We start from the raw sequence: 26,188 nt of genomic DNA on the forward strand, positions 1-26,188 counted from the left end.
CTCCCAACCCTCTCCCCTGAAGGGGAGAGGGCTTTATGGGATCAGCATATGACCACCCTCAAATCCGTCTACCCGCTCTATCTCAACAATGAGGCACAGCAGCCGAACACCGATCTGGAAGTGACCGACAAGTTCACCGGCGAGGTCGCGTTCCGTGTGGCGCAGGCCGATGCGGCGACGATCGATGCGGCGATTGCAGGCGCGGTCGAAGCAGCCGAGCCGATGGCGGCGATGCCGAGCTACGAGCGGCAGAACGTGCTCAACCATTGCGTCACGCGCTTCAAGGAGCGGTTCGACGAGCTGGCCTATGCGCTCTGCGTGGAGGCGGGCAAGCCGATCAAGGATTCGGAAGGCGAGGTCAGCCGCCTGATCGATACCTTCCGCATCGCCGCCGAGGAATCGGTGCGCATGGCGGGCGAGGTCCAGACCATGGACATCAGCCCGCGCGCCAAGGGCTATCGCGGCATGTGGAAGCGGGTGCCGATCGGCCCCTGCTCGTTCATCTCGCCGTTCAATTTTCCGCTCAACCTTGCCGCGCACAAGATCGCGCCGGCAATCGCGGTCGGCTGTCCCTTCGTGATGAAGCCGGCGAGCCGCACGCCGCTGGGCGCGATCATCATGGGCGAGGTGCTGGCCGAGACCAACCTGCCCAAGGGCGCGTTCTCGATCCTGCCCGCCAGCCGCGACGGCGCGGACCTGTTCACCACCGACGACCGGCTGAAGCTCCTTTCCTTCACCGGCTCGCCCGATGTGGGCTGGGACCTGAAGGCGCGCTGCGGCAAGAAGAAGGTCGTGCTGGAACTCGGCGGCAACGCGGCGGTGATCATTGATGCCGATGCGAACCTTGATGACGCGATGGAGCGCGTGATCTTCGGCGCGTTCTACCAGTCGGGCCAGAGCTGCATCGGCGTGCAGCGCATCCTCATCCATGCCGATGTCTATGACAAGTTCCGCGACATGCTGGTCGCCAAGACCGCGACGCTGATTGCGGGCGACCCCAAGGACCGCGACACGTTCATCGGCCCGATGATTCACGAGAAGGAAGCATCGCGGCTCGACGGCTGGGTGCAGGAAGCTGTCGCCAAGGGCGGCACCCTGTTGTGCGGCGGCAAGCGCGACGGCGCGATGCTCGAGGCGACGCTGCTCGAGAACGTGCCGCATGATTGCAAGATCGTCACCGAAGAGGCGTTCGGCCCGGTCGCGGTGCTAAGCAAGTTCACCGATTTCAAGGCGGCGATGGCCGAGGTGAACAACAGCAAGTTCGGCCTGCAGGCCGGCGTGTTCACCCGCGACCTGTTCAAGATGTTCGACTGCTGGGACCATCTCGATGTCGGCGGCGTCGTGATCAACGACGTGCCCAGCTTCCGCATCGACAACATGCCCTATGGCGGCGTGAAGGATTCCGGGCTCGGCCGCGAAGGCATCCGCTTCGCGATGGAGGACATGACCGAGATCCGCAACCTGCTGATCCGGGGCGGCTGAGCGTTCAGCCGGTCCCCTGGATCAGCATCATGATCGAGAAGGTCACGAAAAAGCCCTTGAAGACCGCGAATGCGGCGATCCAGCAGGATTTGAGCAGCGAGGTGCCCAGCTCTAGTCGAAACCAGCGCGCCTGCTGCACGGTGTACCAGATCAAGGTCACCAGAAAGATCGGGAAGCCGATATATATACCATCATAATATTTGCCCATGATCGGGTATTCGAAAGTCGTGTCGCTCATGAACGCGATCGCGATATGGTTGGCTAGGCCGAACGGCGCGGCGACGAAGCACTGGCTGTAAAAGGGCGGGCGCAGCGACGTTCGGTCGATGGCGATCTTGCGGTGACGCAGCAGATCGATCGACAGCAGCAGCGGGTAGATGCTGAAAATGAACGCCGTGAACATCAGTTCGTTTTTCCAGTCGCGCAGGAATTCGGGGCTGTCCTTGATCGCCTGTGCGACCGCTTCCGGTCCAAGGATGAATTCGCTGACCGTGCTCGCCATCGCGATGGTGATCATCAAGAAGACGGGAGGGTTGATCGTGCTTTCGTAGCGCGCCTTTGGCCGGTCATCGAGCTCGTCATCGGCATAGGCCATCATCCGCTGCGGCCGGAACAGCGAGAGCAGAAAGGTGCGCGGATAGAAATACAGCCAGCTGACGATCTCGAACAAAATGTCCTCGACCGAGCGGAGCAGCCCCATGAAATCCATATGATTGTTCCCCCCACTTCAGCGGCAAGAACTATCATAATGATATGGTCGCGCAATGGGGGCGTGGTCGGGCCTCAGCCAGGATAGCGGATCGCCATGACCTCGTATTCCTTCGCGCCTGCGGGCAGTTGCACCGTGCGCAGATCGCCTACGCTGGCGCCCTTGAGCGCGCGGGCGAGCGGAGAGCTCCAGCCGATCCGGCCGGCGCCCGCATCCTGCTCGTCATCGCCGACCAGGGTCAGCGTGCGCCAGTTGTCGTCCTCGTCGGCGATATCGACCTCGGCGCCGAACCAGATGCGGCTCTTGTCGCTCTGCGTCGCCGGATCGATGACGCGCGCAGCCTTCATCTTGCGGGCCAGGCGATTAAGGTCGCGGTCGATCTCGCGCATGCGCTTGCGGCCGTACAGGTAATCGCCATTCTCGCTGCGGTCGCCATTGCCGGCGGCCCAGCTGACGATCTCGACAATCGCGGGGCGCTCAACGCCGAGCAACTGGTCGTAGCGCGCCTTGAGCGCGGCATAGCCTTGCGGGGTGATGTAATTGGGGCGGTCCATGGCGGGGCCTTAGCGATATCGGCCGCTCATTTCACCGTTTTCCGGCGAAAGCCGGAATCCGGGGGCGGGGTTGTGCCATCCGACTCCTGGACTCCGGCTTACGCCGGAGAACAGGGCAGGCGTGTCTGCAATATCCGTCACCCCCGCGAAGGCGGGGGTCCCGCTTCGTTCGACCAACGGGGCAGAAGCGGGATTCCCGCGTTCGCGGGAATGACGAGGGAGGGTAGACGAGCCTCAGCCCGGCGTGTTCTTGCCCAGATACCGGCTGAGCTTATCCTTGCCCCGCATCGTGGCACGCTCCGGGTGCATCACGTCATAAACCACCGCGTTTTCCAGCACGCGCTGGACATAGTTCTTGGTCTCGAAGATCGGGATGCGCTCGACCCATTCGACAATGTCGATGCCGCCCGTGCGCGGGTCACCATTGGCGCGCAGCCATTTGTTCACATTGCCGGGGCCGGCATTGTACGCCGCGACTGCAAGCGGATAGCTGCCGCCGAAATAGTCCATCATCCGGCTGAAATAGCCCGCGCCGAGCTGGATGTTGTAGCCGGTATCGTCGGTCAGCGCGCCCAGCGAATAGCTGAGCCCCATCTTGCCCGCCTGTTCGCGCGCGGTGCCGGGCATCAGCTGCATCAGCCCTCGCGCACCGGCATGGCTGACCGCATTGGGGGCATATTGGCTTTCCTGCCGGGTGATCGCGTGGATCATCGTCCAGCTGCTCAGCGCGCCCGGCGGCACCGGCATCTGCGGGAAGGCGACCGATTGCAGGTCGTCGACACCCTTGGAGCGCGCCGCCTGGCCGACGATGACCGCAAGGTCGCGCCGCCCGATCTGGCGCGCGAGTTCGGTCGCGAGAACATGTTCCTCCGGCGTCTTGGCGGCCGCCGCCACCGCGCCGAAAAAGCGCCGCTGGGTCGGCCAGTCGCCGCTGCGCGAGATCGCCTGGGTCGCCTGGACCAGCGAGCTGGCGTTGAAGCGCCCGCGTTCGACCGCGCTGACCTGCACGCTGGGTGCGGCGGCAAAGGGCGGGATGTCGCGGCCCAGCCGCTCGGTGGCGAGCTGGCCGTAATAATGGTCGGGATAGGCGGCAGCCATTTCGAAATAGCGCATCGCTTCGGCCTGGTCGCCCGCGACGGCGGCTGCGCGGCCCGCCCAGTAGAAGCCCTTGGAGCGCGTCTGCGGCGTTCTCGCACCGCCGCCATAGCGCGCGAACATCCCGATCGCATCGCGCGGACGGCCCAGATTCTGCAGCGCCACCGTGCCCGCCAGCCAGGTCAGGCTGGTATAATCGTCGCGCACGCCGAGGCTCTCGTCGGAAATGTCGTGCCCCGGCGCAAACGCATCATCGACCTTCGAAGCAATGTCGAACGCGAGCGCATATTGGCCGTCATTGCTCGCCGCGCGCGCCTGGCTCAGCAGCAGCTCGTACCAGCTTTCGGCATTGACCGGACGGTATTGCAGCGCGGGACGGCTGCCGAGCATCTGGCGCGCGAGCGTCCAGTTGCCGGTATCGACGAGGCGCCTGGCGCGCTGCGCGACATAGCCCGCATCGGCCATCGCCTCGGCCCCCAGCGATCCGGCGAGCGCATCGGCATCGGGCAGGTTCTTGAGCATGGCGAGGCGCGCCGCGAACACCGCGCGGCGCGTGGGCGAGACATAGCCGAACTGCTCCTCGGCATCGGGCGTCGCCTTCGCCCAGAGCAGCGCATCCATCCGCGCGTCATGATCGGCAGCGGTAAAGTCCGTGGCAAAGCGGCTGAACAGCATTGCCTTGTCTTCGGGCATCATCGTGCCGCCGCGCCAGGCGGCGACCGCGACGCCGCGCGCCGCATCGCGCTGCCCCACCGCGTCAAGCGCCATCGCATAGCGCGCGCGGCCGACATTGGTGAGCGGCGCAAAGCGGTTGAAATAGGCGACCACCTCCTGCGGCGCGGCAGGACCTGCACCCAGCGCCTGTTCGGCATTGCGGCGCATCTTGTCCTCGTCGGGCCAGCCGGGGTTGGAGATCAGGAAGCTCGCAAAGGTCGAGAAGGTGTAATTGTTGGGCGTGGTGGTCAGCGCGCGCCAGTTGGCGATCGTGCCCGACATGTCGGTCGGCATCGACTGGAGCAGGTTGGCGCGGGCGCGGTCCCAGTCGCTGCCATCGCCGCTGCGGCTCGGCACGGCGGCATAATCGGCGGTCTGGTCGCTGGCGAGACAGGCGGCAGGGACGCCCAGCAGGGGCAGGGCGAGCAGCACGGCGGTGCGCCGCGCAATAGCAATTCGTGAAACCATGCTGGACATGATGCGCTTTCGATCCTTATCAGGCGCTGAACACGCAACCTTGTGTGCGAATGGATTGTTCTTGCCTGATTTGCGGGCAAGGTAAAGGAGCTACCCGATGTTTTCCGGCTCAATTCCGGCCCTTGCGACGCCCTTCCGCGACGGAGCGTTTGACGAGCCTGCGTTCCGCGCGCTGATCGACTGGCAGATCGACAATGGCAGCTCGGGCCTGGTCCCCTGCGGCACCACCGGCGAGGCGGCGACCATGTCGATCGAGGAGCATGATTATGTCGTGCGCGTCTGCGTCGAGCAGGCGGCGGGGCGCGTTCCGGTGATCGCGGGCTGCGGGTCGAACGACACCAAGGTCGCCATCGGGCACATGCTCAACGCCAAGGCCGCCGGCGCCAGCGCAGCGCTGGTCGTGCCGCCTTATTACAACCGCCCCGGCCAGGACGGGGTGCGCGCGCATTTCAAGGCGCTGACCGAGGCGTGCGACCTGCCGATTGTGCTCTATAACGTGCCTGCGCGCACCGTGACCGACATCAAGGTCGAGACCATGGCCAAGCTCTCGCGCTTCCCCACGATCATCGGCGTCAAGGATGCTACCGGCGATCTCGAGCGGGTGAGCGCGCAGCGCGCGCAGTGCGGCAAGAAATTCTGCCAGCTGTCGGGCAATGACGAACTGGCGCTCGGTCATCGCGCGATGGGCGGTGTCGGCTGTATCTCGGTGACCGCCAATGTCGCGCCTGCCTTGTGCGCGCAGTTTCAGGCGGCGCTGGCCAAGGGCGATTACAAGGCCGCGCTCGCGCTCAACGACCGTCTGTACCCGCTACACTCGGCGATGTTCTCAGATGCGTCGCCCGGCCCGGTCAAATATGCGCTGCACCGCGTGCGGCCCGATTTCCTGCCGGATCTCAGGCTGCCGATGACCCCGCCCGACAAGAAGAGCCGCAAGGCGGTCGACGCCGCCCTGGTGCACGCTGGGCTGATCTGATGGCGCGGCCCAAGCCCGAGACGTTCGACAAGAAGAAGATCGTCGCCGAGAACCGGCGCGCGCGCTACGACTATGCCATCGATCAGGTGTACGAGGCGGGGATCGCGCTTACCGGCACCGAGGTCAAGTCGCTGCGCTTCGGCGAGGGATCGATCGCGGAAAGCTATGCCGAGGTCAGCGACGAGCAGGTCTGGCTGATCAATTCGAACATCCCCGAATTCAGCCATGGCAACCGCTTCAACCACGAGCCCAAGCGCCCGCGCAAGCTGCTGCTCCACGCGCGCGAGATCGCCAAGCTGCACGGTGCGGTGGCGCGCCAGGGCATGACCCTGGTGCCGCTGTCGATCTTCTTCAACGGAAGAGGCCGCGCCAAGGTCGAACTCGCGCTCGCCAAGGGCAAGAAGGCGCCCGACAAGCGCGCAGCGACTAAAGAGCGCGAATGGAAGCGCGAGCAGGGCCGCCTGCTGCGCGATCGGGGATAGGCAACTCTCCGCCCGTCGAAAATTAACCTCGCTTCATAAGATCGCGTGCGCCAGATCACCGCCGCGCGCTATGGGGCGTGCTCGAACGGGGTCGCAGCCCGATTCGGGTGATTTCGAATCTGGGTAAACGTCGTTTTAATCCGTTGGGGGCTATGGCCTTTTGCGGCGGCGCTCCCACATGGGCCCTGTCGCTTGCAGCGGACAGCAAAGGGCATAGGGTTTTGGAGTTGACGGAAGGCCGTTTCACCCGCTGGGTTGGTCGCAACATGCCGACACGCGAGAGCATGGAGCAGAACCGCTTCATCCGGCCTTTTGCTGCGCGCGTGCTTCGTTCCGAGCTGTGGCGCTTCACCCGGCGCTCGGTGCCGCGCGGCGTGGCCTTGGGCGTGCTCGTCGGCGTGATTCTCCCGATCGCGCAAATCTTCGGCGCGGCGCTGCTCGCGCTGCCGTTCCGCGCCAATGTGCCGGTCGCGGCGCTGACGACATTCATCACCAATCCGTTCACCACGCCGCTGCTCTGGGTTGCGGCCTATCATGTCGGCAGCTTCATCCTGCGCGTTGATGCCTCGACCTTTGGCCAACCGGTGGCGACCGCGCTCAACCAGCCGCATGTCGAAACCTGGATGGAATGGCTGACCGGCGCCGCCTCGATCACCGCTTTTGGCCTCGTTGTGCTGGCCATCGTGATGGCGGCGATCGGCTATGTCGCCAGCGCGATCGGCTGGCGCATCTGGATTGCGGGCAAGCGCCGGCGTCGCCTCGCCAGGGCGCGCCACCGCCTCCCTTGAACGCCTTGCGATTTGTAACGCATCCCGGATTGCGCTAGCGTCGCGCGCGCAACACTGAAGCTGGCCGGACGCGCCATGCCAGGGGGATCCGACGACCTTGACCACCACCCGTGCCCGCCCCGACCTTGACTGGCCGGAATGGCTGCCCGCGCTTCCCGATCCCGACAGCCCCGATGCCCGCATCACCGCGCTAATCATCCTCGGCGGACTGGTGGTGAGCGGCGGCCTGATCTGGCTGGCGCTGGGCGACTGGGTGCCGCTGGCGCTGTTCGCTGGCGGCCTGGTGGCGCTTGCCTCGCTGATCTTGCTGGTGCGGCACCAGTTTCCGCCGCGCAGCGAGGTGCAGCGGACGATGCCCGACTGGTCGGTGACCTTTGCCGCGACCGACCACCCGACGATCGCGATTGCCATTACCGACGAGGCCGGGCGGATGATCTGCGCCAACCAGCGCTTCATCGACCAGTTCGGCGCCGAGATGGTCCCGCCGAAATTGTCGCTAGCCGGTCAGGGCGGCGACCTGCTCGCCGAGGCAGGACGCGCCGCCTGGCGCGATGGCGAGGGCAGGGCCAGCGGACTGGTCGCTGCAGGCGTTCCGATCGATGCCGAGGTGCGCCGTGTCGGGCGCGGGCAGGACTATCTGCTGTGGAAGTTCGAGCCGGTCGCACGGCACGATCTCGCGGTTGAGGCCGATGCGATGCTGGTCGGGCGTCCCGGGCGCGCGCTGGGCGAGGGCGGCTTCATGGCCGCCGCGATCAGCCCCGAAGGTCGCATCCGTGCCGCCAACAGCGCCTTTGCCGCGCGCGCCGCCGGGGCCGAGGCGGGCAATATCGTCGGGCGCGATCTCGCGAGCTTCCTGCGCGCCGACGAGCGCAACCGTATCTATTTCGAGCGCGAGGGCCGCAAGGGCGTGCCGCTGCGCCTGTTCCACCTGCCGCTGGTCGATCCGCTCCACGTCACCGATCCGGCGGAGCGCGAGAAGGCACCTGCGCTGGTCGTGCTGATCGACGAAGACCCGGCTGGCATGGATAAGGGCACCGCACTGGGCTATGTCCAGACGCTGCTCGGGTTGCTGCCGGTGGGCCTGGCGATGACCGATCGCGACGGGCGCTTCCTGTTCGCCAACGATGCGTTCCTGCGCGCGGCAGGGATCACCGAGGCCGAACTGCCGCCCTATCCCGGCGATCTGGTGGTGCGCGAGGACAAGGGCGCGATCGCCGATGCGGTGCGCCGCCATGCCAGCGGACAGGCGATGGCGGGCGATGTCGCGCTGCGGCTACGCAACCAGCCCGACGAGCCGGTGACGCTATCGCTCGCCAGCCTGCGCGGAATGGGCGATGCTGCGGTGCTGCTCTCGGTCAAGGATAACAGCGAGGAAAGCCGGCTCAAGCGCCAGGTCGCGCAGGCAAGCAAGATGCAGGCGATCGGCCAGCTCGCGGGCGGCGTCGCGCATGATTTCAACAACGTGCTGACCGCGATCATCGGCCATTGCGACCTGATGCTGATGCGGCACAGCCCCGGCGACAGCGATTATGACGACATCCAGCAGATCCGCAGCAATTCGAACCGCGCCGCCTCGCTGACCCGGCATCTGCTCGCCTTCTCGCGCCAGCAGACCCTGCGGCCGCAGGTGCTGCAGCTGCCCGATATCGTCTCCGACACGTCCGAGCTGCTCAAGCGGCTGATCGGCGAGAAGATCGTGCTCGAGGTCCAGCACGACCGCAATCTGGGCCCGGTCCGCGCCGATCCCGGCCAGCTCGAACAGGTGATCGTCAATCTTGCGGTCAATGGCCGCGATGCGATGCTCGCCAAGCGCCCGCCCGGCGGCACGCTCACCATCCGCACGCGCAAGATAACGGCGGCGGACGTGCGAGCGATGAACAGCGACATCCTGCCGGTCGACGATTACAGCGCGATCCTGGTCGAAGACGGCGGCACCGGCATGCCGCCCGACGTGCAGGCGCGCATCTTCGAGCCGTTCTTCACCACCAAGGAGGTCGGCAAGGGCACAGGGCTTGGTCTGTCGACGGTGTACGGCATCGTCAAGCAGTCGGGCGGCTATATCTTTGTCGATTCCGAACCGGGCCAGGGCACGACCTTCTCAATCTATTTCCCGGTCTATCGCGGTGGCGCGGTCGAACAGCGCAGCCGCAAGCAGACCGCCAAGGTCAATCCCGGCCAATGGGGCCATGCGCGGCTGCTGCTGGTCGAGGACGAGGACATGGTCCGCGCGGTCGCCGAGCGTGCGCTGACGCGCCAGGGCTTTACCGTGGTGACCGCAAGCGATGGCGAGGACGGGCTCGAGCGGCTGGGTGATAGCGGCCCGTTCGACCTCGTCGTCAGCGATGTCGTGATGCCCAATCTCGACGGGCCCGGCATGGCGGTGGAGATGCGCAAGCGCATGCCCGGCCTGCCGATCCTGTTCATGTCTGGCTATGCCGAGGAAACGCTGCGGCAGAGCATATCGATCGACCAGGTGCACTTTCTGCCCAAGCCGTTTTCGGTTGCGCAGATTGTCGATGCCGTGCACGGCGCGCTCGCTGCATCGGCACCCCCGCCGAACCAGGCCCCAGCGAATGAAGGAAAGCTACCCACGTGACTGAGTCCAGGACCTTCCTGATCGCCGAGGACGAGGCGATGATTGCGATGCTGCTTGAAGATTTCATCGACCTGGCCGGTCACCAGATCGCTGCCATGGTCGCCAGCCTGGAAGATGGGCTGGCAGCGGTGCAGGCCGGCGGCTTCGATGCTGCGATCCTCGACGTCAACCTGGGGCGCGACAAGGTCTGGCCGCTCGCCGATGCGCTGCGCGAGGCCAGTGTGCCCTATATCTTCGCGACGGGGGGCGGCGACACCATACCGTCCGAGCATGCGTCCGCACCCACCTTGCCCAAGCCCTATACGCTGGCGTCGCTCGAGGCGGTGCTCGCGCGGCTCTGACGCGTTTTGCCCTTGCATTCTGCTGCGATGTTCCCTAACTGTTCCAACAGAACAGATTGGGTACATCACTGAGTCGTTGCGCCGGAGGTCCGGAGCAATTAGGCAGGAAAGGGCAGGGCTATGGCCGGGCAGCTTAAACTCATCCAGACCGAAAAAGAGGCAAAATCCATGGACAGGCAAAAGGCGCTCGATGCGGCGCTGGCTCAGATCGACCGGGCCTTTGGCAAGGGGTCGGCGATGCGGCTGGGCTCCAAGGAGGCGATGCAGGTCGAGGCGATCTCGACCGGTTCGCTGGGCCTGGACATCGCGCTCGGCGTCGGCGGCCTGCCGCGTGGCCGCGTGATCGAGATCTACGGTCCTGAAAGTTCGGGCAAGACCACGCTCGCGCTGCACGTGATCGCAGAGGCGCAGAAGAACGGCGGCACCGCCGCGTTCGTCGACGCCGAACATGCGCTCGATCCGGTCTATGCCAAGAAGCTCGGCGTCAATATCGACGAACTGATCGTCTCGCAGCCCGATACCGGCGAACAGGCGCTCGAGATTACTGACACGCTTGTCCGCTCGAACGCGATCGACGTGCTGGTGGTCGATTCGGTCGCGGCTTTGGTGCCGCGCGCGGAGATCGAGGGCGAGATGGGCGACAGCCATGTCGGCCTGCAGGCGCGCCTGATGAGCCAGTCGCTGCGCAAGCTGACCGGATCGATCAGCCGTTCGCGCTGCATGGTGATCTTCATCAACCAGCTGCGCATGAAGATCGGCGTTATGTACGGCAATCCGGAAACCACCACCGGCGGCAATGCGCTCAAGTTCTACGCCTCGGTGCGTCTCGACATCCGCCGCACCGGCCAGATCAAGGACCGCGACGATATTGTCGGCAACACCACCCGGGTGAAGGTCGTCAAGAACAAGGTCGCCCCGCCGTTCAAGCAGGTCGAATTCGACATCATGTATGGCGAGGGCATTTCCAAGATCGGCGAGATTCTCGATCTCGGCGTGAAGGCGGGAATCGTCGAGAAGGCGGGCAGCTGGTTCAGCCACGATTCGGTGCGGATCGGCCAGGGCCGCGAGAACGCCAAGAACTTCCTCAAGGAAAATCCCGAGATGATGGCCAAGATCGAAGGCCTGATCCGCGGGCAGCAGGACAAGGTGGCCGAAGAGATGATGACCGGCCCTGATGCCGAGGACGATATCGGCGACGATATGTAATCGGCGCGGGTCTTGCCCGCTGGCGTTTCGCCAGGGCGGGCAGGCAATCGGTTGGAACAGATCGAAGGGGCAGGGCGGCAGCAAGCGGCTCTGTCCCTTCATTTTTGCGCATATATTGCTTCAATCTCGCTTCAACTCGCCTTATGTCGCAGCCATGACATCGACAAATGACATCCGGCGTTCGTTCCTCGACTATTTCGGGGGCAACGGCCATGACATCGTGCCTTCCGCGCCGCTGGTTCCGCACAACGACCCGACGCTGATGTTCGTCAACGCCGGCATGGTGCCGTTCAAGAACGTGTTCACGGGGCTCGAATCCCGCGCCAATGCGCGCGCCACCTCGTCGCAGAAATGCGTGCGCGCCGGGGGCAAGCACAACGATCTCGACAATGTCGGCTATACCGCGCGGCATCACACGTTCTTCGAGATGCTGGGCAATTTCTCGTTCGGCGACTATTTCAAGGAAGAGGCGATCCACCACGCGTGGACCCTGGTCAACAAGACCTGGGGCCTGGCCGCTGACAAGCTGACGGTCACCGTCTATCACACCGACGACGAGGCATTCGGCCTGTGGAAGAAGATCGCGGGTCTTCCCGACGAGCGCATCATCCGCATCGCCACCTCGGACAATTTCTGGTCGATGGGCGATACCGGCCCGTGCGGTCCGTGCAGCGAGATCTTCTACGACCATGGCGACCATATCTTCGGCGGCCCGCCGGGATCGCCCGACGAGGATGGCGATCGGTTCATCGAGATCTGGAACCTGGTCTTCATGCAGTATGAACAGCATGCCGATGGTAGCCGCACCAACCTGCCGCGTCCGTCGATCGACACCGGCATGGGCATCGAGCGCATCGCTGCTGTCATGCAGGGCGTGCACGACAATTACGATATCGACCTGTTCAAGGCGCTGATCGCCGCCTCGGGCCAGGCAACCGGCACCGCGACCACCGGCGCCAATCAGGCGAGTCACCGGGTCATCGCCGATCACTTGCGCGCCACCTCGTTCCTGATCGCCGATGGCGTTCTCCCCGCCAATGAAGGGCGCGGCTATGTGCTGCGCCGGATCATGCGCCGCGCGATGCGCCACGCGCATATCCTGGGCGCGGCGGACCCGCTGATGCACCGGCTGGTGCCGACTTTGGTCGCCGAAATGGGCCAGGCATTCCCCGAACTCGTCCGCGCGCAGCCGCTGATCGAAGAGACCTTGGAGCGCGAGGAAACCCGTTTCCGCCAGACGCTCGACAAGGGCCTGAGGCTGCTCGACGAGGCGACCGCGGACCTGTCCGAAGGCGCGGTGCTCTCGGGCGAAACCGCGTTCCGGCTCTACGACACCTATGGCTTCCCCTATGACCTGACCGAGGACGCGCTGCGCAGCCGCGGTCTCGGCGTTGATCGCGAAGGCTTCGACACCGCAATGGCCGCGCAAAAGGCTGCGGCACGCGCTGCCTGGAAAGGTTCGGGCGAGGCAGCGTCAGCCGAGATCTGGTACGACATTGCCGAACGCGCCGGTGGCACCGAGTTCACCGGCTATACGGCGACCGAAGGCGAGGCCGAGGTGGTCGCGCTGGTCCGTGACGGCACCGAGATCGAAAGCGCTTCTGCAGGCGACAGCGTCACCATCCTGGTCAACCAGACCCCGTTCTATGGCGAGAGCGGCGGCCAGATGGGCGACGCCGGGACGATCTCGTCGCTCGGCGGGCTGAAGGCGGTGGTCGACGATACCTCCAAGCCGCTCGGCCGTCTGCACGCGCACCAGGCGCGCGTTGAGGCGGGGACGATCAAGGTCGGCGATACCGTGCATCTCGCGGTCGATGTCGAACGGCGCGACGCACTGCGTGCCAACCACAGCGCGACGCACCTGCTGCATGCAGCCTTGCGCAATCATCTCGGCGGCCATGTTACCCAGAAGGGTTCACTGGTCGCGCCCGACCGGCTGCGCTTCGACTTCTCGCATCCCAAGGCCCTGACCGAGGCGGAGATCGCGGCGATCGAGGCCGAGGTGAACGCTGAAATCCGCGCCAACGAGGCGGTGACGACCCGGCTGATGAGCCCCGATGATGCGGTCCAGGCGGGCGCGCTGGCCCTGTTCGGCGAAAAGTACGGCGAGGAAGTCCGCGTGCTCTCGATGGGCCGCGCCACCGACAAGCATTATTCGGTCGAGCTGTGCGGCGGCACGCATGTGCGCGCGCTCGGCGATATCGGCATCTTCCGCATCGTCAGCGAGAGCGCGGTGTCGAGCGGCGTCCGCCGGATTGAGGCGCTGACCGGCGAAGGTGCGCGGCAGTGGCTGGTGGCGCGTGACGAGCGGGTCAAGGCGATCGCGGCCCTGGTCAAGACGTCGCCCGACGAGGTCGAGGCACGCATCGCCTCGCTGGTCGAGGAACGCCGCGCGCTCGAACGCGAACTCGCTGAAGCCCGCAAGGCGCTGGCGCTGGGCGGCGGTGCCGGCAAGGCGGGACCGGCGGTCGAAAGCATCGGCGGAGTCAGCTTCCAGGCGCAGGTGATCGACGGGCTCGACCCCAAGGAACTGCGCGGGCTGCTCGACCAAGCCAAGTCGGCCCTCGGATCGGGCATCGCGGTGATGGTCGCGACCAATGACGGCCGCGCCGCCTTTGCGGCTGCCGTCACCGACGATCTGACCGGTCGCTTCAGCGCGGTCGATCTGGTGCGCGCAGGCGTTGAGGCGCTGGGCGGCAAGGGCGGCGGCGGCCGTCCGGACATGGCGCAGGGCGGTGGTCCCGATGCCAGCAAGGCGGAAGCCGCCGTCGCGGCGGCGCGCGCACTGGTCGAGAACGCTGCAGCACCTGCTTGATTGATAGATCCCCTGCGAAGGCGGGGCACCTTGTTATAGCTATCACAGCAAACCGGTCCCCTGCGAAGGCAGGGGCCAATCACCTGCATTCGCCTTCTGCGTGGGCGGTCAGCGAATCTGGTAGGCGGTCTGTTGCGAGCGAGCCGGTGATCACATCCTGACAGCTCTGGAGATGGGCTGCTGTCTTCGCAGGGGATCAGCAGAGGGGCTGGCCACAGGAACGCCAACCATAAAAAAGGGCTGCGAAACCATGCGGTTCGCAGCCCTTTTTGATAGCGTCCCTCAGCTGGGAGGCGGTTCTCAGCCCTTCTTGAGCGAGATGCCGCCAAAGCGCTTGTTGAAGCGGGCAACCTGGCCACCCGAGTCCATCAGGCGCTGGTTGCCACCGGTCCAGGCCGGGTGCGAGGTCGGGTCGATATCCAGCTGCAGCGTGTCGCCTTCCTTGCCCCAGGTCGAGCGGGTCTGGTACACGGTGCCGTCGGTCATCTTCACATTGATCATGTGGTAATCGGGATGGATATCGTTCTTCATCGTCTTTGTCCTTGAATATGGCTGGTTCCGACCAGCCCGCAGGATGAATGGGAAGCGGCGCGCATAACGCTGCACGCCGCCAAAAGCAAGGGATTTACCAGAGCCGCCGGATCAGGCCGGCGGATCGGCGATCATTGCGGTAAAGCCGACCTCACAGGCGAGCTTGCCGTTTATCTCGGCCCGCGCCTTGAACTTGCACACCTTGGCACGCTTCTGTTCGAACTCGGCATGCAGGTCGAGCAGCACGCCGGGTTCGACCGGAACGCGGAACTTCGCGCCGTCGATCGCCATGAAATAGACCAGCTTGCCCGACCCCGCCAGGCCGAGCGATTCGACCGCCAATATGCCCGCCGCCTGCGCCAGCGCCTCGACGATAAGCACGCCGGGCATGATCGGGCGGGTGGGAAAATGGCCTTGGAAGAACGGCTCGTTCATGCTGACGGCCTTGATCGCGTGGATCGACTGGTCGATGTCCAGCCGCGCCACGCGGTCAACGAGCAGCATGGGATAGCGGTGCGGAAGCGCCGCCATCACCTTGAGGATGTCGTAGTTCACATCGCCTTCAGCCATGGGCCGGACTTACCGACCTTCGGGCTGCTGTGCGGCCGGGGCTGCCGGACGGGCCTGGCCCTGGGCGGCCTGCTGCGCAGCCTGGGCTTCGCGCTGCTGACGCGGCAGCCAGCCCTGCGGCGGGACCAGCTGGGCGGTCGGGATCAGCGCGTTCAGTTCGGCAGTGATGTCCTTGGTGATGTCATAGCCATCGGCGCGGGCGAGCGTGGCGCCGGCTTCGAACACGATGCTGACCTTGCGCTTGGTCATCGCCTGACGGACCGCCTGGTCGAACTTGTCGCTGATCTGCTCGAGCACATAGGCTTCCGACAGCGCGACCGGCTGCAGGATTTCCTGCACTTCCTGCGAACCCTGCTCGCGCAGCTGCTGGATCTGGCCCAGCTGCTGCTGCAGCGCTGCCTGGTTCTGCTGCGCGTTGGGCGCCTGCACGTCGGTGTTGAACTTGTTCACCAGCGGCTCGAGCTGCTGGCGGATCTGGTTCGACTTGGCCTGGGCGGCGTCATACTGCGCCTTGTAGGTGGTCGGACGCGCGGTGTTGGCGTTGACGAAGGCCGACGATTCGACCACGGCGCGGCGCTGATCGGCCACGGCGATACCGGCCACGGTCTGCGCCGCAACGGGAGCGATCGCGCCCGAAGCCAGGGTGCCGGCAGCCATCAGGGCTGCGGCGGTGCATTTCAGAAAGAGTTTCATCAGAACTGGGTCCCTACGTTGAATGTGAATAGACGGGTGTCGTCGCCAGGCTCCTTGAGCAGGGCGCGGGCAATATCGATGCGGAACGGGCCGAAGGGCGAGTTCCAGTTGACGCCAAAGCCGACGGTGACGCGAGGCTTGGGCGAATCGCCGAAAAACTGTTCGGTAAAGGCGAGGCTCGGCGTATTGGGCTGACCGGCGGCATTGGTCGCATTGGTCACGGTGTTGATCACCTGATTGCCCTGCGTGTCGGTTCCGAGTTCCAGATATTGCAGATTGCCGTTCGCGTCGCGGTTCTGCGGCGTCTGCAGCAGCGGCCGCACCACGCCGAACACGGCGCCGGCATCGACGAACACCGACGGACGCAGGCCAAGTTCGCGGGCGCCGCTGCCCAGCGGGATGTCGAGCTCGGCACGGGCGAGATAGTAATAGCGACCGCCAAGCGCGTCATCGACCCGGTTGCGGCGTCCGGTGACGGGGGTGTTGACGATCGCGCCGTTGACGATCTCGGGCGTGAAGCCGGTACGGATCACGCGCGGGCCGACGCCGCGGATGTCGAACCCGCGGATCTGCGGCTGCCCCAGGAAGAAGCGGTCGGTCAGGCGGATATCGTCGATCCCCTGTGCCGGCGTGCCGCGGTCCTCGAACGCGATGATATGGCCACCTTCTGCCGCGATGGTGAAGATGAAGCCGCTGCGGCCGATGCGCCAGTGCTTCGACGCGTTGAGACGCGTGCGCAGATAGCTTACCGCACCGCCAAGGCCGGCAAAGTCCTGCGACAGCGTCACGTTCTGGCCGCGCGTGGGACGGATGCGGTTGTCGCGATTGTCGTAGATCAGCGAATAGCCGATCAGCGAGGTCGTGCGCTGTCCCAGGTTGTCGCACAGGAAGAAGCCTGCACGGACCGGGTCGCATTCCAGCGTGCCGTTGCCGTCAAGGTCGGAGAAGAACTGGGTACGGTCGAGCGTGACGTCGTCGACCGTCAACGAGTAGCGCAGCAGCGCCGAGACATATTCGGTCAGCGGCACGCCAAGACGGAACGATGCGCCGGTGGTCAGCTGTTCGAACGTGGTATTGCGCGAATTACCAACGAAGTTGAAGCTGTTGAGGTCGCGGCGGAAAATATCCGCACCGAACGAGATGTTCTTGTCGAACACATAGGGTTCGGTGAAGCTCAGATTGAGCCCTTGCGAGAACTGCGAGTAGTTGATGCTGAGGCCGACGGTCTGGCCCTTGCCGCGGAAGTTGCGCTGACGGATCGACGCCTGAAGGATGAAATTCTCGATCGACGAGAAACCGGCGGAGAGCTGAAGCTCGCCGGTCGCCTTTTCCTCGACATTGGCTTCGAGGATGATGCGATCGGGCGCGCTGCCCTGCTTCTGCTCGATCTCGAACTTTTCCTGGAAATAGCCGAGCGAGTTGATGCGGTTTTCCGAGCGCTTGACCAGGAAGCTGTTGAACGCGTCGCCCTCGTTCAGGCGGAACTCGCGCCGGACGATCTTGTCCTGGGTGAGCGTGTTGCCGTTGATGTCGATCCGCTCGACATAGACGCGCGCCGATTCCGCCAGCTCGAACGTGATGTCCATCGTGAGCGTTTCGCGGTTGCGGTTGAAATTGGGGCGCACGTCCGCAAACGCATAGCCAAACAGGCCAGCGGTTTCGCTGAGCTGCTCCACGGTGTCCTCGACCAGCTTGGCATTGTACCAGTCGCCGGTCTTCATCGGCAGCTGGGCCTTGAGGCCATCTTCGGAGAAGTCGCGAATCTGGCTGTCGACGCCGACATCGCCGAACTTGTAGCGATCGCCTTCCTCGACGACATAGGTGATGATGAAGTCGCGCTTGTCCGGGGTCAGCTCGGCCACTGCCGAGATCACGCGGAAATCGGCATAGCCCTGGGTCAGATAGAACTGGCGCAACTTCTGCTGGTCATAGGCCAGCTTGTCGGGATCGTAGGAATCGCCCGAGCTGAAGAAGCGGTAGAAGCGCGACTGCTTGGTCGCCATCTCGCCGCGCAGTTCTCCGTCGGAGAATTTCTCGTTGCCCAGAATGTTGATCTGGCGGACCTTGGAGCGCGGACCTTCGTTGATCTCGAACACCACGTCGACGCGGTTCTGGTCCTGCTGGACCATCTTCGGCTCGACCGTGGCGGCAAAGCGGCCCTGGCGCTTGTATAGCTCGATGATGCGCGCGACGTCGGCGCGGACCTTGGTGCGGGTGAAGATCTGGCGTGGCGCAAGACGGATCTCGGGAAGGATCTTGTCTTCCTTGATGCGCTTGTTGCCTTCGAGGATCACGCGGTTGATGACCGGGTTTTCCTTGACGTCGATAACCACCGCGCCGTCATTGTTGCGGATGGCGACGTCGGCAAAGAGTTCTGTCTCGAACAGGTCGCGCAACGCCTGGTCGGCCGCAACCTGGGTATAGATGTCGCCGACGCGCAGCTGGATATACGAACGGACGGTATCCGCCTCGATCCGCTGCGATCCGTTGACGGTGATCGACCGGATCTGCTGGCCTGCAGGCGGTACCACGGCAGCGGGAGTTGATGCCTGGGGCGGTGCGGGAGGGGCTGCCGGACCTGCAGCCTGGGCGAAGGCGGCGCTTGCGGTTCCCGCCAGAACGGTGGAACTCAGCAACAGGCCGAGGGCACGCGCGCCAATGGCGATTTTCTGTTCAGATTTCACGAAAAAAAGACCCACACTAAGCCAAAAAACATCGGACGGTCCCTGCATTGCCGTCCGATAACCCGCCCCGGTGCGCAAACCCCTGCATCATCCGCCGCAATCAATCAACCCGTCTTTCAGCCGAGCAGGCCGAACGATGCCAGATCGTTGACGGTCACGAACACCATCAGGGCCAGCACGGCCGCCAGGCCCGAACGGAACGCCCATTCCATGACCTTGGGATTCACGGGTTTGCGCCGGATTCCCTCGATCGCATAGAACAGCAGGTGACCGCCATCGAGCATGGGAATTGGCAGCAGGTTGATGAACCCCAAATTAATTGAAATCAGCGCGATGAAGAAGATGAAGTCGTCGAGCCCGGCCGAGAGCTGCTCGCCCGAAACCTGCGCGATTTTGAGCGGCCCACCGAGTTCGGAAACCGAGCGGCGCCCCGTGATGACCTGACCCAGGGTCGCGACCATCAACCGGACGACATCGCCGGTACGCTCGACCGCGACCACGGGCGCCTCGACCAGCGAGACTGGCCGCATGACCGGCTTGGCGGACATGATGCCGAGGCGACCGATGCGATATTCGTTGCCGAAACGGTCCTTCTGGATCTCGACCCCGATCTTGAAATCGAACTCGCGGACCTTTCCGGCGCGTTCGGCGCGCAGCGTGATGCGTTCGTCTGGCCGGTGCGCGATGCGGCGTCCAAGCTCGTCGAACCACTCGATCCGTTCGCCATCGACCGAGACGATGCGGTCGCCCGGCAGCAGCCCGGCCTCCGCCGCTGACGATCCGGGGAGCACGCCAGCGACAACCGGCGGGGTGACGCTCTTGCCATAGGCGAAGGCGAAGCCGGCGAGGATCAGGATGGCGAAAAGGAAGTTGATCGCAGGGCCCGCGAACACGATCAGTGCGCGCTGCCACAGCGTCTTGGACTGGAAGGTGCGGTTGCGCTCTTCGGCGGGCAGCGCCATCCAGTTCGGGTCGGCGCGGCTCGACGGGTCCATGTCGCCTGCGAACTGGACGTAGCCGCCCAGCGGCAGCATCCCCAGCTTCCAGCGGGTGCCGTTTTTGTCGGTCCAACCGGCAATCTCGCGACCGAAGCCGATCGAGAAGGATTCCGCCTTCACCCCGAACCAGCGTCCGACCAGATAGTGACCCATTTCGTGCACGAAGACCAAGGGGCCGAGCACCAGCAGAAAGGCGAAGACGGTCAGCAACAAGCCGGGATTTTCGTTCAAGGGTCAGTTCCTGGTTCGCACCGCGGCGGCAGCATGCACGCGCGCTTCTCGATCTATCGCCAGCACATCCTGCAGGCTTTGCGGTTCCTGCGGGCTATAGCCTGCCAGGACCTCCGACACAATCGCGGCAATATCGAGGAATCCGATCTCTTCCTTCAGAAACGCGGCCACCGCGATTTCGTTCGCCGCGTTGAGGATGGCGGGCGCGCCGCCACCTGAGGCAATCGCCTGGCGGCAGATGCCGGGACCGGGAAAGCGTTCGTCGTCCAGAGGTTCGAAGGTCAGCTGGCCGATGGTCGCAAGGTCGAGCGGCGCGCAATCGGTCGCGATCCGGTCGGGCCAGGCCAGCGCCGAGGCGATCGGGATCCGCATGTCTGGCGCGCCCAATTGTGCCAGCGTGGAACGGTCGCGATATTCGACCATCGAATGGATCACAGATTGCGGGTGCACGAGAATGCGGATGGCATCGAGCCCGACCGGGAAGAGGTGATAGGCCTCGATCAGTTCGAGCCCCTTGTTGAACATGGTCGCGCTGTCGACCGAGATTTTCGCGCCCATCGACCAATTGGGATGCGCGACCGCCTGGGCCGGGCCTGCAGCGCGCATCTGCTCGATCGTCCAGGTGCGGAACGGGCCGCCGCTCGCGGTCAGCGTGATACTTTGAACGTGATCGTAGGAGGCGCCTGCAAGGCACTGAAAAATCGCATTATGCTCGGAATCGACCGGGAGCAGCGTCGCGCCCGAGCTGCGTGCCGCTTCGATCATCAGCGCGCCCGAGGAAACCAGCGCCTCCTTGTTGGCGAGCGCGACACTGCGTCCGCGCAGCAGGCTGCGCATGATCGGCGCGAGCCCCGCACAGCCGACGATCGCAGCCATGGTCCAGTCGGCGTCGAGATCGGCCGCGTCGAGCAGAGCCTGCGGGCCCGACCAGGCCTGGGTGGCGCTGCCCTCGAGCGCTTCAGCCAGCGCCTGATGCTGCGCCGGATCGCCGATCACCGCGACTTGGGCGGAGAATTCCCGTGCCAGCTTCGCCAGTCCTGCGGCATCGCTGTTCGCGGTCAGCGCGACGATGCGATAGGCCGAGGGGTTGAGGCGGATGAGATCGAGCGTCGAGGTGCCCACCGATCCGGTTGCGCCGAATATGCTGATCGAGCGCGGCTCAGCGGACGGCGGCGGCACGATCAGCCCGGGAGAGAGCGTTTCGGGGCGCGACATGGAATGTTTATCCTAGCGCCCAAAATGCGTTGGCTGCAACCAGAGTTGCAACGATCGGTGCGACGGGCACAAGTCCGTCGACGCGGTCGAGAATGCCGCCATGCCCGGGGATCAGCGTGCCAGAGTCTTTCACGCCTGCCTGGCGCTTCATCCAGCTCTCCAGAAAGTCGCCCATCTGCGCAACGATGGCGAGCGGCGCGCTCGCCAGCACGAGGATATAGGGCAGATCGAGATGCTCGCGCAGCAGCATCGCGAACAGCAGCGCTGCCGTCATGCCGCCGGCTAGGCCCGCCCAGGTCTTGCTGGGGCTGATCGACGGGGCGATCTTGGGCCCGCCTATGCCGCGCCCGGCAAAATAGGCGCCGATATCGGTCGCCCAGACGGTCGCCATCGTCCAGAAGGCGAGCAGCAGGCCGTTCTCCTGCTGGCGCAGATAGAGCAGCGCCATGACCGGCACCGCGCAATAGAGCACGCCCCAGGCGAGGCGAAAGCCGCGATCGATCGTCGCGATGAAGAAGGCTCCGCCGATGATGAAGCCCAGCGAAAGAAAGCCGGGGCCATCGGCAAAGGGCGAGAGCATCGACAAGGGGGCCATCAGCGCCAGCATCGAGAGGCGTCGGCGCTCCATGCGTCCGACCAGCCCGGCCCATTCGTGCTGCATCGCCAGCGCGCCTGCCATCAGCAGCAGCCAGAAGGCAATGCCGCCCAGCCACAGCGCGGTTCCGGCGATCGCCACCAGCACTACGCCCGAAACCGTGCGGATCGCGAGATCCTGGCCGAACAGGGACCGCTTCACCGGTTCAGCGGCCACCAAAGCGCCTTTCGCGAGTGGCATAGGACTGGAACGCTTCAGCGAGCGAATTCCCGTCGAAATCGGGCCAGAGCGTGTCGGTGAAATAGAGTTCGGCATAGGCCGCCTGCCAGAGCAGGAAGTTGCTCAGCCGCTGCTCGCCCGATGTGCGGATTAGCAGATCGAGCGGGGGCAGGTCGCTGGTGTCGAGCATGGCATCGATATGCGCCGCCTCGATCGCGTCGGCGTTGACCTCACCGCGCGCAGCCGCAGCGGCAAGCGCACGCGTTGCGCGCACAAGCTCGTCCTGCGCGCCGTAATTGAGCGCGATGACGAGCGTCGTGCCGCTGTTATGCGCGGTCCGCTCCACAACGTCGTCGATCATTTCGACCAGATCGGGCGCGAGCACGCGATAATTGCCGATGATCTTGAGCCGCACGTTGTTGGCGATGAACTCGTCGACATCGGCGCGGATGAAGTGCCGCAGCAGCCCCATCAGGTCCGAAACCTCGTCCTCCGGACGCTTCCAGTTTTCCGACGAGAAAGCGTAGAGCGTCAGCGCCTCCAGCCCCATGTCGCGGGCCGCGCGCACGGTGGTGCGCACTGCCTCGACGCCCTGCTTGTGGCCGACAAAGCGGGGCAGGTTGCGCCGCGCGGCCCATCGGCCATTGCCGTCCATGATGATGGCGGCGTGGCGCAACCCGCAAGCAGGCGCCAGCCCCGCATGTGCAGGCGCTGCGGAATGCGCCTCTGCCTTGGACAGCTTGGGGCCGGGCCGAAAGATCACTGGCCCAGAATTTCTTTTTCTTTCTGCGTCGCGGCGGCATCGGCCTGGGCGATCATGTCGTCGGTCAGCTTCTGCACTTCTGTCTCGAAGCGCTTGCGCTCGTCCTCGCTGATCACGCCCTTCTTCTCGTCGGTCTTGAGCGAATCCATGCCGTCGCGGCGGACATTGCGGATCGCGATGCGCGCCTTTTCGGCATATTGACCGGCGAGCTTGGCCAGTTCCTTGCGGCGTTCCTCGGTGAGGTCGGGGATCGGCAGGCGCAGCGTCTGTCCGTCGACGATCGGATTGAGGCCGAGACCAGCCGAGCGGATCGCCTTGTCTGCCGGGCCGACATTCGACTTGTCCCAGACCTGCACCGACAGCATGCGCGGTTCGGGCGCGGACACCGTCGCGATCTGGGTCAGCGGCATGTGCGCGCCATAGACCTCGACCGTCACCGGATCGAGCAGCGTGGTGTTGGCGCGCCCGGTGCGCAGGCCCGAAAGGTCGCCCTTGAGCGATTCGACCGCGCCGTTCATCCGGCGCTCGAGATCTTTCTTGTCAAACTGTGCCACTGGTTCAGTCCTTCTGATGTACGGTTGTCGCGGTGCCTTCGCCGCTCAGAACGCGGGCAAGATTGCCCTGTTCGCGGATCGAGAACACCACGATGGGAATGGAATTGTCGCGGCAGAGCGCCACGGCGCTCGCGTCCATGACCTTGAGATTGTCCTGCAACACCCGGTCATAACTCAATGTTTCGTAACGCACGGCGGTGGGATCGAGCTTGGGATCGGCATTGTACACGCCGTCGACGCTGGTGCCCTTGAGCAGCGCATCGCACTTCATTTCGGCCGCACGCAGCGCCGCGCCGGAATCGGTGGTGAAATAGGGCGCGCCGACGCCCGCGGCGAAGATCACGACGCGGCCCTTTTCGAGGTGGCGCTGGGCGCGGCGGCGGATCACCGGCTCGCACACCTTGTCCATCTCGATCGCCGACTGGACGCGCGTGGGCACGCCCATCTGTTCGAGCGCGCTCTGCATTGCGAGTGCGTTCATCACCGTGGCGAGCATGCCCATGTAATCGGCCTGCGCACGGTCCATGCCCTTGGCGGCGCCTGCCATGCCGCGGAAGATGTTGCCGCCGCCGATGACCAGGCAGATTTCAAGCCCGGTGTCCTTGGCCGCCTTCACCTCTGCGGCCATGCGCGCGACGGTGGCGGGATCGATGCCGTACTGGCCGTCGCCCATCAGGGCTTCCCCCGACAGCTTCAGGAGGATGCGGCGGTAGGATGCGATGGTCATGAATGTTCCGGTATCTGGAATGAAATGCGGCGCTTCTGGCCGAGTGGCGCGCACCATAGTCAGTGCATCCGGCACTGCCAAGCACGTTCCTGCACAGTTTGACGTCACGCGATCGATCGGGCGTCGCGGACGCAAAAACAGCGGGCAGCCCCAGGGGCCACCCGCCGTCTTTTTGCTGAAAGGCTAAAGGCTTAGAGGCCTGCAGCCGCCGCGACTTCGGCCGCGAAATCGGTTTCTTCCTTCTCGATGCCTTCGCCGAGCTGGAAGCGGACATAGTCCTTGAGCACGATCTTGCCGCCCGCATCCTTGGCGGCCTTGGCCACCACGTCGGCGATCGGGGTCTTGTTGTCGATCACGAACAGCTGGCTGAGCAGCGCGTTTTCCTTGGCGAACTTGGCGATCGCGCCATCGACCATCTTGGCCTGCACTTCAGCGGGCTTGCCGCTTTCGGCCGCCTTTTCCTCGGCGATCTTGCGCTCGCGCGCGATCAGCTCGGCATCGAGGCCATCGGCGTTCAGCGCCAGCGGGAAGGCCGCCGCAATGTGCATGCCGATCTGCTTGCCCAGCGGCTCGAGCACGTCGGCAGCGACATCGCCTTCGAGCGCGACGAGCACGCCGATCTTGCCGAGGTTCGGCGCGACGGCATTGTGCATGTACGACACGACAACGCCCTGATCGACCGAGACGGTCTTGATGCGGCGGATCGACTGGTTTTCGCCGATGGTGGCGATCGAGCTGGTCAGCTTGTCGCCGACGCTGCCGCCATCGGGATATTCGGCCGACTTGAGCGCTTCGACATCGTCACCGGTGGTCAGGGCGACCGAGGTCACCTTCCGGACGAAATCCTGGAACTGGTCGTTCTTGGCGACGAAGTCGGTTTCGCTGTTCACTTCGACGGCCACGCCCTTCAGGCCGGCGACCTCGATGCCCACCAGGCCTTCGGCGGCGGTGCGGCTCGACTTCTTCTGCGCGGTGGCCAGGCCCTTGGCGCGCAGTGCGTCGACGGCGGCTTCGATATCGCCATTGGCTTCGGTCAGCGCCTTCTTGGCGTCCATCATGCCAGCGCCGGTGCGCTCGCGCAGTTCCTTGACAGTAGCAGCGGTTACAACAGCCATGTTCGTGTTCCTTGTTTTGAATATGGACGCAGGGGCCACGGGTGCGGGCCAATGCCCGGCCCGTAGCCCCTGCATGTGTCAGTTTTGTGCAAGCAGGGCAGGGGCTGGCCCCGCCCGGCTCGATCAGCCAATCCGATTAGGCGGCGTCGCCGGCATCGGCAGCGGCGTCTTCCAGCGCGGCTTCTGCCGGCGGTTCGGCCATCTCGCCGACATCGGCGCCCGAAGCCACGGCAGCGCCGGTGCGGCCCTTGGTGGCAGCAGCAGCAACAGCGTCGCAATAGAGGCGGACGGCGCGCGCGGCGTCATCGTTCGCGGGAACCGGGAAAGCGATGCCCTGCGGGTCGACGTTCGAATCGAGGATCGCGATCACCGGGATGCCCAGAACATTGGCTTCCTTGATGGCGAGGTCTTCCTTGTTCGCGTCGATCACGAACATCACGTCGGGAATGCCGCCCATGTCGCGGATGCCGCCGAGCGACAGTTCGAGCTTGTCGCGCTCGCGGGTCAGCTGCAGCACTTCCTTCTTGGTGAAGCCCGAGGTGTCGCCGGCGAGCTGCTCTTCGAGCATCTTGAGGCGCTTGATCGAGCCCGAGATGGTCTTCCAGTTGGTGAGCATGCCACCCAGCCAGCGGTGGTTAACAAAATGCTGGCCGCTGGCGCGGGCCGCTTCGGCGATCGGGGCCTGGGCCTGGCGCTTGGTGCCGACGAACAGCACCTTGCCGCCTGCCTGAACGGTGGCCGAGACGAACTCGAGCGCGCGTGCGAACAGCGGCACGGTCTGCGACAGGTCGAGAATGTGGATGCCGTTGCGTGCGCCGAAGATGTACGGCTTCATGCGCGGGTTCCAGCGGTGGGTCTGGTGGCCGAAATGCGCGCCGGCTTCGATCAATTGCTGCATGGTGACGACAGGTGCCGCCATAGGGATTTCCTTTCCGGTTGTGCCTCTGGAAGACGGGAACCTTGTGGGCCTGACCCTCAAAGGGTGGCCGGGGCACCGGTATGTGTGTCTTCCATGTGGATTGCATGCGGCACAGCGCCACGTGCGAGCGGGCCCTTAGGCG

Annotated in this window: 23 protein-coding genes; 8 read left to right on the top strand and 15 right to left on the bottom strand. The window is 64.9% G+C overall.

The features are described from left to right. Positions 1 to 48: 48 nt before the first annotated feature. Positions 49 to 1,482, top strand: a complete 1,434-nt coding sequence (locus tag AX735_RS15405; RefSeq protein ID WP_066282147.1) for an aldehyde dehydrogenase family protein — start codon at positions 49 to 51, stop codon at positions 1,480 to 1,482. 4 nt (positions 1,483 to 1,486) lie between these two features. Here the strand turns inward: AX735_RS15405 and AX735_RS15410 are convergent, their stop codons facing one another. The 3 genes from AX735_RS15410 to AX735_RS15420 all read right to left on the bottom strand — a co-directional run bounded on the left by AX735_RS15410 (position 1,487) and on the right by AX735_RS15420 (position 5,031). Next, positions 1,487 to 2,191, bottom strand: a complete 705-nt coding sequence (locus tag AX735_RS15410) for a hypothetical protein (protein ID WP_066282149.1) — start codon at positions 2,189 to 2,191, stop codon at positions 1,487 to 1,489. A 74-nt stretch (positions 2,192 to 2,265) separates the two neighbouring features. After that, positions 2,266 to 2,745: a GreA/GreB family elongation factor gene (locus AX735_RS15415; RefSeq protein ID WP_066282151.1), complete on the bottom strand. Its 480-nt coding sequence runs from the start codon at positions 2,743 to 2,745 to the stop codon at positions 2,266 to 2,268. A gap of 234 nt (positions 2,746 to 2,979) precedes the next feature. Continuing rightward, positions 2,980 to 5,031, bottom strand: coding sequence for a lytic transglycosylase domain-containing protein (locus AX735_RS15420; RefSeq protein WP_231750140.1), 2,052 nt, complete (start codon positions 5,029 to 5,031; stop codon positions 2,980 to 2,982). Between the two features lie 97 nt (positions 5,032 to 5,128). Between AX735_RS15420 and dapA the strand changes: the two genes are divergently transcribed. The 7 genes from dapA (at position 5,129) to alaS (ending at position 14,232) form a co-directional block, all read left to right on the top strand. After that, the gene (dapA, locus tag AX735_RS15425) at positions 5,129 to 6,004 is read left to right on the top strand and encodes a 4-hydroxy-tetrahydrodipicolinate synthase (protein WP_066282153.1); all 876 of its coding nucleotides are present in this window, start codon (positions 5,129 to 5,131) and stop codon (positions 6,002 to 6,004) included. Next, the gene (smpB, locus tag AX735_RS15430; protein ID WP_060978456.1) at positions 6,004 to 6,486 is read left to right on the top strand and encodes an SsrA-binding protein SmpB; all 483 of its coding nucleotides are present in this window, start codon (positions 6,004 to 6,006) and stop codon (positions 6,484 to 6,486) included. Before dapA ends, smpB begins: the two co-directional genes overlap by 1 nt. 266 nt (positions 6,487 to 6,752) lie before the next feature. Beyond that, entirely contained in the window at positions 6,753 to 7,274 is a 522-nt protein-coding gene (locus AX735_RS15435; RefSeq protein WP_066282190.1) for a DUF2062 domain-containing protein, read from the top strand. Between the two features lie 142 nt (positions 7,275 to 7,416). Next, complete coding sequence (locus AX735_RS15440) at positions 7,417 to 9,870, top strand: hybrid sensor histidine kinase/response regulator (protein ID WP_066282192.1); 2,454 nt, start codon at positions 7,417 to 7,419, stop codon at positions 9,868 to 9,870. Then, positions 9,867 to 10,211 carry a response regulator gene (locus AX735_RS15445; RefSeq protein WP_066282155.1) on the top strand — a complete coding sequence of 115 codons (345 nt, stop codon included), beginning with the start codon at positions 9,867 to 9,869 and terminating at the stop codon, positions 10,209 to 10,211. Before AX735_RS15440 ends, AX735_RS15445 begins: the two co-directional genes overlap by 4 nt. 120 nt (positions 10,212 to 10,331) lie before the next feature. Next, complete coding sequence (recA, locus tag AX735_RS15450; protein WP_060978458.1) at positions 10,332 to 11,417, top strand: recombinase RecA; 1,086 nt, start codon at positions 10,332 to 10,334, stop codon at positions 11,415 to 11,417. Between the two features lie 154 nt (positions 11,418 to 11,571). Continuing rightward, positions 11,572 to 14,232, top strand: coding sequence for an alanine--tRNA ligase (alaS, locus tag AX735_RS15455; protein WP_066282158.1), 2,661 nt, complete (start codon positions 11,572 to 11,574; stop codon positions 14,230 to 14,232). Between the two features lie 300 nt (positions 14,233 to 14,532). Here the strand turns inward: alaS and rpmE are convergent, their stop codons facing one another. The 12 genes from rpmE to rpsB all read right to left on the bottom strand — a co-directional run bounded on the left by rpmE (position 14,533) and on the right by rpsB (position 26,046). Further along, the gene (gene rpmE, locus AX735_RS15460; RefSeq protein WP_060978460.1) at positions 14,533 to 14,763 is read right to left on the bottom strand and encodes a 50S ribosomal protein L31; all 231 of its coding nucleotides are present in this window, start codon (positions 14,761 to 14,763) and stop codon (positions 14,533 to 14,535) included. 111 nt (positions 14,764 to 14,874) lie between these two features. After that, a complete protein-coding gene (fabZ, locus tag AX735_RS15465) occupies positions 14,875 to 15,333 on the bottom strand; it encodes a 3-hydroxyacyl-ACP dehydratase FabZ (protein ID WP_066282160.1) in 459 nt (152 codons plus the stop codon). Between the two features lie 9 nt (positions 15,334 to 15,342). Continuing rightward, complete coding sequence (locus tag AX735_RS15470; RefSeq protein ID WP_066282162.1) at positions 15,343 to 16,026, bottom strand: OmpH family outer membrane protein; 684 nt, start codon at positions 16,024 to 16,026, stop codon at positions 15,343 to 15,345. Continuing rightward, a complete protein-coding gene (bamA, locus tag AX735_RS15475) occupies positions 16,026 to 18,710 on the bottom strand; it encodes an outer membrane protein assembly factor BamA (RefSeq protein WP_066282198.1) in 2,685 nt (894 codons plus the stop codon). The genes AX735_RS15470 and bamA overlap by 1 nt, the downstream gene beginning before the upstream one ends. Positions 18,711 to 18,826: 116 nt before the next feature. After that, the gene (gene rseP, locus AX735_RS15480; RefSeq protein ID WP_066282165.1) at positions 18,827 to 19,939 is read right to left on the bottom strand and encodes an RIP metalloprotease RseP; all 1,113 of its coding nucleotides are present in this window, start codon (positions 19,937 to 19,939) and stop codon (positions 18,827 to 18,829) included. Between the two features lie 3 nt (positions 19,940 to 19,942). Continuing rightward, positions 19,943 to 21,154, bottom strand: coding sequence for a 1-deoxy-D-xylulose-5-phosphate reductoisomerase (gene dxr, locus AX735_RS15485; RefSeq protein WP_066282167.1), 1,212 nt, complete (start codon positions 21,152 to 21,154; stop codon positions 19,943 to 19,945). 7 nt (positions 21,155 to 21,161) lie between these two features. After that, the gene (locus tag AX735_RS15490; RefSeq protein WP_082751149.1) at positions 21,162 to 21,968 is read right to left on the bottom strand and encodes a phosphatidate cytidylyltransferase; all 807 of its coding nucleotides are present in this window, start codon (positions 21,966 to 21,968) and stop codon (positions 21,162 to 21,164) included. After that, on the bottom strand, positions 21,955 to 22,731 hold the full coding sequence (locus tag AX735_RS15495) for an isoprenyl transferase (RefSeq protein WP_171007789.1): 777 nt from the start codon (positions 22,729 to 22,731) through the stop codon (positions 21,955 to 21,957). The genes AX735_RS15490 and AX735_RS15495 overlap by 14 nt, the downstream gene beginning before the upstream one ends. After that, complete coding sequence (gene frr, locus AX735_RS15500) at positions 22,728 to 23,285, bottom strand: ribosome recycling factor (protein ID WP_066282169.1); 558 nt, start codon at positions 23,283 to 23,285, stop codon at positions 22,728 to 22,730. The genes AX735_RS15495 and frr overlap by 4 nt, the downstream gene beginning before the upstream one ends. Before the next feature lie 4 nt (positions 23,286 to 23,289). Continuing rightward, positions 23,290 to 24,012 carry a UMP kinase gene (pyrH, locus tag AX735_RS15505; RefSeq protein ID WP_023836941.1) on the bottom strand — a complete coding sequence of 241 codons (723 nt, stop codon included), beginning with the start codon at positions 24,010 to 24,012 and terminating at the stop codon, positions 23,290 to 23,292. Positions 24,013 to 24,203: 191 nt separating this feature from the next. After that, positions 24,204 to 25,127, bottom strand: coding sequence for a translation elongation factor Ts (gene tsf / locus AX735_RS15510; RefSeq protein WP_066282170.1), 924 nt, complete (start codon positions 25,125 to 25,127; stop codon positions 24,204 to 24,206). Between the two features lie 136 nt (positions 25,128 to 25,263). Continuing rightward, positions 25,264 to 26,046 (bottom strand): 30S ribosomal protein S2, encoded by a 783-nt coding sequence (gene rpsB / locus AX735_RS15515; RefSeq protein ID WP_060978467.1) that lies wholly within the window; start codon positions 26,044 to 26,046, stop codon positions 25,264 to 25,266. Positions 26,047 to 26,188 lie beyond the last annotated feature (142 nt).

The sequence above is a fragment of the Blastomonas sp. CCH1-A6 genome (genome assembly GCF_001556365.1).
Classification (GTDB): domain Bacteria; phylum Pseudomonadota; class Alphaproteobacteria; order Sphingomonadales; family Sphingomonadaceae; genus Blastomonas; species Blastomonas ursincola.